Annotated in this window: 10 protein-coding genes; 6 read left to right on the forward strand and 4 right to left on the reverse strand. The window is 64.6% G+C overall.

Annotation, left to right across the window (positions count from 1 at the left end):
• Nucleotides 1-45: 45 nt before the first annotated feature.
• Complete coding sequence (locus N826_RS06385; RefSeq protein ID WP_044426765.1) at nt 46-1,404, reverse strand: amidase; 1,359 nt, start codon at nt 1,402-1,404, stop codon at nt 46-48.
• A 169-nt stretch (nt 1,405-1,573) separates the two neighbouring features.
• Here N826_RS06385 and N826_RS06390 point away from each other — a divergent pair, with 169 nt between their 5' ends.
• Nucleotides 1,574-2,140, forward strand: coding sequence for a sugar O-acetyltransferase (locus tag N826_RS06390; protein WP_044426768.1), 567 nt, complete (start codon nt 1,574-1,576; stop codon nt 2,138-2,140).
• A 39-nt stretch (nt 2,141-2,179) separates the two neighbouring features.
• Here N826_RS06390 and N826_RS06395 read toward each other — a convergent pair whose 3' ends face one another.
• The gene (locus N826_RS06395) at nt 2,180-2,545 is read right to left on the reverse strand and encodes a response regulator (protein ID WP_044426771.1); all 366 of its coding nucleotides are present in this window, start codon (nt 2,543-2,545) and stop codon (nt 2,180-2,182) included.
• Nucleotides 2,539-3,756 (reverse strand): GAF domain-containing protein, encoded by a 1,218-nt coding sequence (locus tag N826_RS39715; RefSeq protein ID WP_052830878.1) that lies wholly within the window; start codon nt 3,754-3,756, stop codon nt 2,539-2,541. The genes N826_RS06395 and N826_RS39715 overlap by 7 nt, the downstream gene beginning before the upstream one ends.
• A gap of 783 nt (nt 3,757-4,539) precedes the next feature.
• Between N826_RS39715 and N826_RS06405 the strand changes: the two genes are divergently transcribed.
• The 5 genes from N826_RS06405 to N826_RS06425 all read left to right on the forward strand — a co-directional run bounded on the left by N826_RS06405 (nt 4,540) and on the right by N826_RS06425 (nt 11,285).
• Nucleotides 4,540-6,024 (forward strand): ATP-binding protein, encoded by a 1,485-nt coding sequence (locus tag N826_RS06405; RefSeq protein ID WP_052830879.1) that lies wholly within the window; start codon nt 4,540-4,542, stop codon nt 6,022-6,024.
• Nucleotides 6,025-6,511: 487 nt separating this feature from the next.
• Nucleotides 6,512-7,744 (forward strand): ABC transporter substrate-binding protein, encoded by a 1,233-nt coding sequence (locus N826_RS06410; protein WP_044426773.1) that lies wholly within the window; start codon nt 6,512-6,514, stop codon nt 7,742-7,744.
• Nucleotides 7,711-8,985, forward strand: coding sequence for an MFS transporter (locus N826_RS06415; RefSeq protein ID WP_044426912.1), 1,275 nt, complete (start codon nt 7,711-7,713; stop codon nt 8,983-8,985). Before N826_RS06410 ends, N826_RS06415 begins: the two co-directional genes overlap by 34 nt.
• 48 nt (nt 8,986-9,033) lie before the next feature.
• Nucleotides 9,034-9,858, forward strand: a complete 825-nt coding sequence (locus N826_RS06420; RefSeq protein WP_044426776.1) for an enoyl-CoA hydratase/isomerase family protein — start codon at nt 9,034-9,036, stop codon at nt 9,856-9,858.
• A complete protein-coding gene (locus tag N826_RS06425; RefSeq protein WP_044426779.1) occupies nt 9,855-11,285 on the forward strand; it encodes a class I adenylate-forming enzyme family protein in 1,431 nt (476 codons plus the stop codon). The genes N826_RS06420 and N826_RS06425 overlap by 4 nt, the downstream gene beginning before the upstream one ends.
• 148 nt (nt 11,286-11,433) lie before the next feature.
• Here N826_RS06425 and N826_RS06430 read toward each other — a convergent pair whose 3' ends face one another.
• Entirely contained in the window at nt 11,434-11,856 is a 423-nt protein-coding gene (locus N826_RS06430) for a GFA family protein (protein ID WP_044426782.1), read from the reverse strand.
• Nucleotides 11,857-11,888 lie beyond the last annotated feature (32 nt).

Here is an 11,888-nt window from a genome sequence, read left to right on the forward strand (position 1 = left end):
TGTTCCGGGGGATTTTTAGTAAAACCATGAGGTTTGTCAGCCGCATCACCTTGCCGGCGCCGTCCCGCTTTGCGTCAAGTGCCGCGTCAGCCAGTTCGCGGTCCGCAGCAGCCGGGCGTCGTCGCCCCGGCGGCCGACCAGCTGGACGCCGACCGGCATCCCGTTCTCTCCCCGCAGCAGGGGCAGGGTGACCGCAGGAACACCGCAATAGGTCCAGATGGTGCAGAAAGTAGGATCGCCCGTCGCGGTCAGGCCGAGCGGCGCTTCGCCGGTCGTGGCGGGCGTCAGGATCGCGTCGTACCGGTCGAATATGCTGTCCAGCGCGTCGTTCAGGACTTCGACGCGGTCCTGGGCCAGGATGTAATCGATCGCCGGCACCGTGCGGCCTTCGTCGATCATGCCGCTGAGCACAGCACTCAGCCGGTCGCGGCCCTTTACCTCGTAGCGGCCGAAGTTGCGGGCGATGTCGGCAAGCATGATCGTGCGGTGCAGCCGGTGCGCATCGTCGAAATCGCGGGGGAGCTCCACCTCCTCGACGACGGCGCCGAGCAATTCGCCGAGGCGGGCGAATGCCGCCTGAGCCGCCGGTTCCGCCCGGTCCCAGACCGGCGTCCGGACGAACGCCAGTGCCGGCTTGCGGGGTGGCGCGGATGTCGCGGCGTCGAGCAGGCGGGGCTTGGCCTGCAACCGCATCGCCTTGTCCCCGCCGTCGTAGACGGCCAGCACATCGGCAATAAGGGCCGCGTCGTCGACGCTGCGGGCGAAGACGCCGACGGAGTCGAGCGTCGGCGACTGGGTGAGCACGCCGCGCCGCGAGACCATGCCGCGGCTTGGCTTGTAGCCCACGACGCCGCAGAACGATGCCGGGCGGATCACTGAGCCGTTGGTCTGGGTGCCGAGCGCCAGCGGTATCATGAAAGACGCGACAGCCGCCGCCGAGCCGGAAGACGAGCCGCCCGGCGTTCGTCCCAAATCGTGGGGATTGCGGGTGGCGCAGGGGTTCATGACGGCGAGTTCGGTCGTCGCCGTCTTGCCCATGACGATGGCACCCGCCTCCCGCAGCAGCGCCGCGACGAAGGCGTCGTCCCTAGGCCGCCGGCCGGCGTCCAGCGGCGTGCCGTTGCAGGTCGGCATATCGCCGGTGTCTATGATGTCCTTCAGCCCGACGGGAATGCCGTGGAGCGGCCCGACCGGCTTCCCGCCGGCGCGGAGTTCGTCGAGCGTCCGGGCCTGGCGCATGACGTGGTCCGGGTCGAGAAAGGTCCAGGCCAGGACATCGCCGTCCCGTTCCGCAATGGCCTCGAGGTGCGCCGCCGCGACATCGGCTGCCAGCAGGTCGCCGCGGTGCAGCCTGTGCTGAAGTTCGGTTGCGCCGAGACGCGTGATTTCGGAGTTTGACTTCATCGGGATCACTGTTCAACTGGCGGGATGGGCTGGCGGGATTGAGTGTCGGACGGGGCCGTGGACGACAGGCTGACACGCTGCCGGGCGGCGTCAAGAACGAAGTCGGGTTTGAGGCCGTTCGGCGGGGCCGGTTGTTCAAGGATCAGGCAAAATGAAGGGGGGACGACCTATGGGGCAAACCGATGGGCGCAGCGAAAAGGAAAAGATGCTGGCCGGCGACCTGTACGATGCGGGCGACCCCGAACTTCAGGCCGATCTCGCCGCTGCCAAGGACTGGATGGTCCGGTACAACGCGGCGCTCGCCATGCCGGTCACGGAACGGAGGGAACTGCTGCGGGAGCGGTTCGCCGCCGTCGGAGACGGTTCCACCATACGTCCGCCGTTCCACTGCGACTACGGCTACAACATCAGCTTAGGCACCGGCGTCTTCCTGAACTTCAACTGCGTGATCCTGGACGTCGTCGCGGTCACCATCGGCGACAAGACGCAGATCGGGCCGGGCGTGCAGATACTGACCGCCGACCACCCGCGCGGCGGCGCCGAACGGGAATCGGGACTGGAGTTCGGCCGCCCGATCCGGATCGGCCGCAACGTGTGGATCGGCGGCGGCGCCATCATCCTGCCCGGCGTCGATGTCGGTGACGACGCGATCATCGGCGCGGGCAGCGTCGTCACCCGCAACGTCCCGCCCGGCGCCACGGTGGTCGGCAATCCGGCCCGGGTGCGGGGCGGCTGATGTGCATGCGCCGCCGGCAATCCTCCGGCCGCGAACAGCCTACAAGGCTTCGAGGGCTTCGATCAGGTGCTCGGGCAGGATCGGCTTGACCAGCACGCCGCTGGGTACCGTGGCATCGACCCGGATGCGCGTGGCGGTTTCGTTCGATCCGGTCAGGAAGATGACGTCGCAGGTATGGACCTTCCGGATCTGCCGAACGGCCTCCACCCCGTCGATGCCGGTTCCCAGGCGGACATCCATCAGGATCAGCCGGGGCTGGTGCCGGACCGCCATCTCGACAGCCGCAGCACCCGTCTTGGCGACCTGGATGTTCCTGAATCCCGCATCCTCCAAGGTCATCCGGATCCCGAGACGAACGAGGTTGTCATCGTCCACGACCAGGATGGGTGTATCGCCGGTCAGCATGGCAGTTCTGTCGGGCAGGGAAACGTCACGGAAACTTCGGTGCCGCGGGTCCGGTCCAAGGTCATCACGCCACCCAGCTGATCAACCAGTTCGGAGATGATCTGCTGCCCTATCCTGGCGGGCGGGGAGCCGGCGGCCTTGCCGATACCGTCGTCGGTCACGGTAAGACGGGCCTGACAATCGGCCATGACGATCAGCGCCACATCGATGGTGCCGTGCCGTTGCGGCGGGAAGGCATGTTTGTAGGCGTTGGTTACCAGCTCCGTCGTCAGCAATCCAAGCGATATCGCGAAGTCTATCCTGACCGCGGCGTCGCGGGGTTCGACGGCGACATTCAAAGTTATTTCACCTTGCCGCGAACGGTACAGGTGCGCCAGGGATTGACAAAGGTCCTGGATGAGTTCGTTTAGATTGATCGTCTGCAAGTCAGGCGATCGCATGAGCTTATGGTGGATCATGCCCAGGCAATGAAGCCTGTGCCGCAGTTCCTTCAAATCTTCGGTCAAGGCGGGAGTTTGCCGGATTTGAAGCGCCAGCAAGGTGTCCACGACCTGAAGATTGTTTCGGACCCGATGGTGTACTTCCCGCAGCAAGCTTTCCGTCTCGGCCAGGGACTTGTGCAGCCGCCTTTCCGTTTTCTTGTGCTCGCGGATTTCCTGCCTCAGCGCCAGTAGGCTCGAGCGGCCCTCGAGTTCGGTCATCACGAGATCGGCGAGGTCCTGAAGAAGCTGCTGCTGCTCTGCGCTGAAATCAGTGTGCGGCTGACTGTCGATCACGCATAGGGTGCCGAGGACATGCCCCTCCGGTGTCACCAGCGGGGCCCCGGCATAGAACCTGATGTTCGGATCGCCGGTCACGAGCGGATTGGTGCTGAACCGATCGTCCTTCGACGCATCGCCAACCACCAGGGTTTTGGTGTCGAGGATCGTGTAGGAGCAGAATGCAACCTCGCGCCGAGTCCAGGGATCTTCGAATCCATGGCGGGACTTGAACCATTGGCGGGTCTCGTCGATCAGCGAGATCAGCGAGATCGGCATCCCGAAGACCCTTGCCGCCAGCCGGGTGATGCGGTCGAATGCATCTTCGGGCGGCGTGTCGAGCAAGGCATAACGCTTCAGGGCGATCAGTCGCTGCGGCTCATCGACCGGGCACGGCGGTCCGGTGAAACCTTCGGGTACGCAATCGGGGGATTGTAGCTGACGATTACCCATTTTCGTCCGCTTTCAGCTCCCTGATCACGTGGCGTAAGGTCCTTGACGTCATTCATGCCCTGGTGGGTTGTCTGGGGTACGGTGCCTGGTGAAATTCACTCGTTCTCTAGGTGGCCGTGAGGCGATAGGGCCGCAGAAGCTGCCCTATCGATACTTCTGATCCCTTATCGGCTTATTCAAACGTTGAAATAAAGCCGTAGGGGTTACTCGTAACATATAAGCAGAGAGAATTTATAGCCGTCTCGACTGTGCATATCCCGACAGCACAGGCGCAAGGATTGCGAATTCCACAAGGTCCTATTCCCCCTGCCTAAAGATTCTTGCGGGATGGGGGTTTGCCGTTGGTATATGATATGCGGATTGTTTAAAAATTAGGGCGAGACCAGAAGATTCGACCTGGAGATTGCCGAGTTTCTTGCGGAGGAAACGTTGCGTCCGTATCGACCACAGTCCTTGACCTATTCCATTTTGCCTTGCCGGACGCTGCCGCGCCGCAAAACCATCGCGTTCGATATCTTGAATACCAAGTTCTCGACTGTGGAAGACCTAGTCGGGGTGCCGGGTTGTGACGGCCCGGCGGACCTTGCGGTCTTGCCTCCCCATCGACGGCAACTGGTTCAGGCGATCCCATAGATGAGGATAATGGCAGGCATGATCCGGAAACTCGTCAGAAGATGCCCAAAATCAGTTTTGAACAGGAAGAATCCTAAGAACCTGTTCGACGGCCACGTCAATTCCCCGGTCTCTCCCGCTTGTTGCCCGAAGGTCGCTTGAAGGTTGAAGATGAAGCGAAACGGGTCATTCCTTGGCGGCGTACTGAAGACGGTTCGATACCCTCTGGTTCTGGTCGACGGAAAGGGCAGGGTCGAAATGGCCAGTCATGCCGCCGCCGACCTTCTTGACGTCTTGCCCGGGGCCATCCGCGGCATGAGCATCGGTGAAGTCGCCGGATCTCACGGCACCTTGCTGCACGACGCGGTGACCTCGGCGTTAGCCTCCGGTGCGCCGCATACCACCGAGCTCCATATCCGCGGCCGTTCGTTCGACGTCATGATCGAACCGGTAAGGACGAGCGATGTGGATGAGGCGACCGGAGCCGTGATCCACGTCACCCAAAGGTCCATGCTGCCACTCGAAGGATCGGCATTCGGGCCGGCCGGCGACCGTCTCTGGCTGATCCTCAATCAACTCCCTCACGCCGTCTACTGGAAGGACCGGCACTCCCGATACCTGGGTGGAAACAGGATTTTCGCCGAGGTTGTCGGACTTGCGTCGTTTCAAGCGGTCCCGGGCATCACCGACTACGATATCATGGAGAAGTCGGATGCCGAGGCCGTCCGCCGCGAGGACGAGCATGTCATGACGACCGGCAAGGTACTGCTCAGCGTCGAGCAACCGCTCAGGCTGGCAAACGGTGGAGCGGTCATCGAGAAGCTCAAGGTTCCGCTGTGCTCGGAGAGCGGCGAAACGATCGGTATTCTGTGCGTTGCCAGGGACGTCACCGAACAGAAACGGGCCGAAGCACGACTGCTTTCGGACAAGTTGGCGGCCGAGCAGGCAAGCCGGGCGAAGACCAGCCTCTTTGCCGCCGCCAGCCACGATCTTCGCCAGCCCGTTCAGGCGCTGGCACTGTTCGCCAAGCTCCTGGGCAACCGCGTGGACGATCCCGGAGCGAAGAACCTGGTCAAGCTGATCCAGCAATCTGTTCTGTCGCTGGCAAATCTCCTGGAAGCGGTCATCCACCTCTCGAAGCTGGATGCCGGGGTGATCGAACCGGACATCCGCCGGACAGCGGTGGGCGAACTGCTCGAAAGGCTCGGCGACGAGTTCTCTCCCCAGGCTGCCGAGAAGAATCTGGGAATCATCGTCGTCCGGTCCGGCTTGGAAGTGCGCAGCGATCCGCTTCTCCTGGAGCGGATCCTGCGTAACCTCATCTCCAATGCCATCCGCTATACGGAGCGAGGGCGGGTCCTGATCGGATGCCGCAGGCAGGGAGAGGAGATGAGTATCGAGGTGTGGGACACCGGGATCGGCATACCGGCCGATCAGTTCGGTGAGATATTCCGGGAGTTTCATCGGAGCCATAAGAAGTCCCACAGGGCCATCGAGGGCTTCGGCATCGGACTGGCGATCGTCGACCGCCTGACGGCCCTTCTCGGCCACCGGATCGAAATCTCGTCCTCGCCCGGCAAGGGCACGGTCTTCCGGATCGAAGGGATAGCCCGCTGCAAGCAACCGAAGGCTTTGAGCCGGTACGCACCGGGTTGAAGCGGTCGACGCGGGACCGGCGTCCCGGCGCTCGCTGGCGATACCGGAAGCTGTTCGTTGCGTCTGGCGGGTCGGTCGCCCTCTGGTGAAGGCCGGCACCTTCCAGCCTGCGACCGACGCCATTATGGTCGTAGCGGACCGCTGGATCGACCAGGCGTCCGGCCGGTTGGTCATGGTCCTCCGGTCGTCGCCTAAGCATCGGCTTTTCCCTCCGTTCATTCCCCGAATGACACAAAGACCGGGCGGCGCAAGCCGCCGGTTCTTGGCGCCCGGCCCATGAAACCGGCCATTTCAGGTTATGCCATTATTTGTTTGACAAATAGCGGTATGTCCGGTGAACTGAACTGGTCCGGTGTCGAAACGAACCAGGGCCACGGGGCTCCAGATGCGCTCCGCGCGGACGACGAACCGCATGAAAGAATAGCGGGCCTGCTCCACTTGCGCAGAGTTCCACGGCGCAGGTCCCGATAAATCGGGGAGGAATGAGATGCGTTTTCCGGCAGCTACCGCCGTGGCGGCGATCCTGACATGTCTGGCTCTTCCAAGCGCCGGTCAGGAGCTTCCTGTATTCAAGGTCGGGGTTCTCAACGATCAGTCCGGACTCTATTCGGACATCGCCGGGCTGGGTTCGGTCGAGGCGGCCAGGATGGCGGTCGAGGACTTCAAGCCCGAGGAAAAGGGCTTCCGGGTCGAGATCATCGCCGCCGACCACCAGAACAAGACCGATATCGGCTCCAACGTCACCCGGCAGTGGTTCGACCGCGAAAAGGTCGATGTCGTGGCCGACGTTCCGACTTCCTCGATAGCGCTGGCCGTCGCCGAGATCGCGAAGAACATGGACAAGGTGTTCCTGGTCGCCAGCGCCGGCACGTCCGACCTGACGGGCAAGAGCTGCACGCCAAACACCGTCCACTGGACTTACGACACCTGGTCGCTCGCCAACGGCACGGCCAAGGCCGTGATCGGGACCGGCGGCGACACGTGGTACTTCCTGACGGCCGACTACGCCTTCGGCCATTCCCTGGAGCGCGATGCGACCGGCATCATCGACGCCAATGGCGGCAAGGTCCTGGGCGGGGTCCGGACGCCGTTCCAGACCAACGATTTCTCCTCCTTCCTGCTCCAGGCGCAGGGCAGCGGGGCAAAGATCGTCGCGCTCGCCAGTTCCGGCGGCGATACCATCACCACGGTCAAGCAGGCGTCCGAGTTCGGCATCACCAGCGGCGGCCAGAAGCTGGCCGGCCTGCTGGTCTTCCTGACCGACGTCCACTCGATCGGCCTGGAAACCGCGCAGGGACTGCTGCTGACGGAGGCCTTCTACTGGGACCTCAACGACGGTACGCGGGCCTGGACCAAGCGGTTCGTCCAGCGGAACGGCGGCAAGTATCCGACCATGAACCAGGCCGGGACCTACGCGTCCATCCTCCACTGGATGAAGGCGGTGGCGGCGATGCCGGACAAGGATGCAGCGCGCAGCGGCAAGGCGGTGGTCGAGCGGATGAAGACCATGCCCGCCGAAGATCCGCTGTTCGGCAAGAGCACGATCCGCGCCGATGGCCGTACCCTCCACGACATGTACCTGTTCGAAGTCAAGAAGCCGTCGGAGTCCAAGGGGCCGTACGACTACTACAAGCTGGTCAACACCATTCCAGGTGACGAAGCCTTCCGCCCGCTGGCGTCGTCGGAATGCCCGCTGATCAAAGCGACCGCGGCGAAGTGACTACAGCGGCGCCCGGCACCGGCAAAGCCGCTTCGCTGATCCTTCTGCTGATCAGCGAAGTGGCCGCAATGTCGGTGTGGTTCGCGACCACGGCGTCGCTGGCCGACATCAAGGCCCACTGGCAGCTGGGAGCCTTCCATGAAGCCTTGCTGACCAGCAGCGTCCAGGCGGGCTTCGTCGCGGGGACACTGCTGAGCGCGCTGCTCAGCCTGTCGGACCGGAAGGATCTGCGCCGGCTGTTCAGCGTTTCCGCCCTTATCGCGGCGGCGGCCAACCTGACGGTTCTGGCGTTCGAACCGACCAGCGTCATGATCCCGGTCCTGCGTTTCGTCACCGGGATGTGCATGGCCGGCGTCTATCCGGTCGGCATGAAGATCGCCTCCACCTGGGCCAGGAACGGGACCAAAGCCGGGGTCAAGGGCGATATGGGATTGCTGATCGGCCTGCTGATCGCGGCGCTGACGCTCGGCTCCGCGTCGCCCCATCTCCTGTCGGCTTTCGGCGGGGTGGACTGGCGCATCCCTTATCTGACGGCATCCGCCGGCGCGCTGCTGGCAGGGGGGCTGGTGCTGCTCGTCGCCATCGGACCCAACGTCGCCAAGGCGCCGCCGCTGAAGCTGGCGAACGCTCTGGAGGCGTGGCGCAACTACCCGCTGCGGCTGGCCAATCTCGGCTATCTGGGCCACATGTGGGAACTCTACGCCATGTGGGCCTGGATCGCCCTGTTCATCAACGAGAGCTTTACGCTCACCCTGGGGGAGGATGCCGGCTTCTATGCCAAGCTGGCGACCTTCGCCATCGTCGGGGCGGGCGCAGTCGGTGCGCTGGGCGGAGGGTGGCTTGCCGACCGTTGGGGTCGGACGCTGGTGACGTCGCTGTCGATGGCGGTCAGCGGAAGCTGTGCCCTGGTCATCGGCTTTTTCTTCGGCGGCCCCCCGGCCCTGATCGTCGCCGTCGGCCTGGTCTGGGGCATCAGCATCATCGCGGACTCCGCCCAGTTTTCCGCCACCGTGACCGAGCTGAGCGACCGATCCCTGATCGGCACCATGCTCACGATCCAGACCTGCGTCGGCTTCCTGCTGACGCTGGTCAGCATCCACCTCATTCCCTTCGTCGTCGATCTCGTCGGTTGGCGCTATGCTTTCGCGATCCTCGCGGTCGGTCCGTTCCTGGGCATCGTCGCCATGCTCCGTCTCCGCGGGGACCCGGCGGCATACCGGATCGCGGCCGGATGCCGCTGACGCCGATATCGCCGACGCCAATATCATAGCTGGAAAGGCAGTCCACCCATGGATTACACGACGATCAAGCTCGAGAAACGCGGCGGCGTGGCGTGGCTGGTCCTCAACCGGCCCGAACGGCTGAATGCCCTCAACCAAACGATGCTCGGCGAGATAAACGCGGCGCTCGACGACGCCGAGGCCGATGAGGCGATCAGGGCGGTGGTCGTGACCGGCGCCGGCACCGCGTTCTCCTCCGGCTTCGACCTCAAGGAGCAGATGGAGAAGCGGCCCCAGGGCATCGGCCAGTGGCGCGGCATCCTGCGTAAGGACTTCGACACCGTCCTGCGCTTCTGGCACTTTCCGAAACCGACCATCGCCGCCGTCAACGGCCACTGCCTGGCCGGAGCCTTCGAACTGGCGCTTGCCTGCGACATGACCCTGGCGGCGGATACGGCGGTGTTCGGCGAACCCGAACTGAAGTTCGGCGCCGGAATCGTCGTGATGCTGCTGCCCTGGATCGTCGGGCCGAAGATCGCCAAGGAGATCATCATGACAGGCGCCGACCGGATATCGGCCGCCGAGGCTCACCGGATCGGCGTCGTCAACCGGATCGTCCCCGCCGCCGATCTGGAAGCCGCCGCGACGACCCTGGCGCTGCATCTGGCCGCCGTCGATCCCAGCCTGATGCGGCAGACCAAGCGGGCGCTCAACCGCAGCTTCGAGATCATGGGCATGGGCGAAGCGCTGGAAGCAGCATTGGACATCGACCTCCAGATCGAGGGGGAGGGGTCTCCGGACAAGATCCAGTTCATGGAGATCGCCCGCCGCGACGGGTTGAGGGCGGCGCTGGCATGGCGCGACGCGCGCTTTCCGAAGGAACAGGGCGCATGACCTCGGCGCTGGCCTCGCTCATGCTGGATGCCCTGCGGGACGGGCGTGCGCCTGTCGTCCAGGAGGGAGAAACGTCGTTCGACGCGTCAGGCCTGCTGGATCATGCGAGCGCCGTCCACGACGGCCTCCTCCGGCATGGGCTGCGTCAGGATGAACCGGTCGTGGTCCGCGTGCGGAACCATCCGGCCGATTTCGCCACGTTCCTGGCGGTCTGGATGGCCGGAGGGGTCGTCGTCCCCGTCCATGCCGGAGTCCCCGATGCCGTCCTGCGCGGGCTCGTCGAGAGGACGGCCGCCCGCATCGTGGTCGAGGGGGAGAGCGGCGTCATCGGCGAGACCGGCCTGACCCCGCCGGACCGCCCGCTGCTGCGCGGCGCCGCCCTGGTCATCTTCACCTCGGGCTCGACCGGCACGCCCAAGGGCGTCGTCCTGGAGCATGAGCGCTTCGCCGGCAAGATGCGCGCCTTGCAGGAAATCCTGCGGTTCTCGCCGGACACGCGGACCCTGCTGCCCTTGCAGGTGACCTTCATCTTCGGCATCTGGGTCGGGTTGCTGTCCATCCTCAGCGGCGCGCATCTTCGGCTGATGTCGCGCTTCACGCCGGGTGCCGCGCGTGCCGCCCTCGACGACGGCATCACCAGTGCCGCCCTCGTCCCGACGATGCTGAGGGCGCTGTTCGCGGACGCCCAGGGCGCCGGCAGCGCTCCGGCGCTGGCGCAGGTCCTTACCGGCGGCGAACCGCTCGGCAGTGGTCTGGGCCAGCGGATCGCGACGGCTTGGCCCGGTGCCGGCATCTACGATCTTTACGGACTGACCGAAACGGGATCGTGCGACTTCTGTCTTCGCCCGGAGGACCTGGAGCGCGGCATCGGTTCCATCGGCCGCCCGACGCCGGGCGTCGAGTTCCGCATCGCCGATCCCTCGGCGGACAGCGTCGGCGAACTCCGCATACGGACGCCGTTCGGCATGGTTGGATACCTGGACCAGGAGGACCTGACGCAGGCATCCTTCCAGGACGGCTTCTTCCGGACCGGCGACCTCGCGCGTCGGCGCGCCGATGGGTTCGTGGAACTGGCCGGACGCTCCAAGGACGTCATCTCGCGCGGCGGCAACAAGATCGTCCCGCTGGAGATCGACCGTCTCTTCGCGTCGCATCCCGACGTGGCCGCCGCCTTGACGACGGGCGTTCCGGACCCGCTGCTCGGCGAGCGCATCCATCTCCTGATCGTGCCGCAGCCGGGCGCCCTCCTCGATCAACCGGCGCTGCTGGCCTGGGCGTCCGACAAGATCGAGAAGTTCAAGCTGCCCGACGTCATCCACTTCGCCGCCGAGCTTCCGGCGGGCCGCACCGGAAAAGCCGATCGCGGTGCGCTCAGGGAGCGGATCGCGTTGGGTCTGGAACGTTATACCAAGAGCCCAAGAGGCTGACCGGCGGTCGGCAAGTGTTGGGCCACGGCCCAACCTACGAAGCAGGAGCCTGTAGGTTGGGCCGTGGCCCAACAAACACTGTCCTAACAGGTCAATCTCTTCGGCCCCTGAAATCAGATGTCGGGCCGCTTCAGCCCGACATGTCTGTTTACTCCGGCACCATCTCTCCCGATCCGCCGAACTCGGCCGGAAAGTCCTTGAGCTTGGGCAGCCCGTCCTTCATCGGGAGCACGGTTTCCGCATAGTTGACGTGGACCGCGGGGGCGAAGGCCAGGGTCGGGATCGTCGCGGCGTAGACGTCCACCAGACCCAGCGGCGGGTGGTTGGTCATCAGGTGGCCGCCGCACTTGGAGCAATACTGGCGCTGGCTGAGTTCCGTCTTCTGGAACGTCGCGACATGCTCGGCCCCCGACGTCACCCGGACGGCTTCCGGTCTCCAAAGGCTGAACGCATTGACCGGTCCGGCCGACCAGGACCGGCAGGACCGGCAGTGACAATATCCCATGGCTTCCGGCGATCCGGTGACTTCCAGTTCGACCGCGCCGCAGAAGCAGCTTCCAGTATGTGTCATGGCATTCCATCCCAGCTCGTTTTGTTTGTGCC

It is taken from the genome of Skermanella aerolata KACC 11604 (genome assembly GCF_000936425.1).
Taxonomy (GTDB): Bacteria; Pseudomonadota; Alphaproteobacteria; order Azospirillales; family Azospirillaceae; genus Skermanella; species Skermanella aerolata.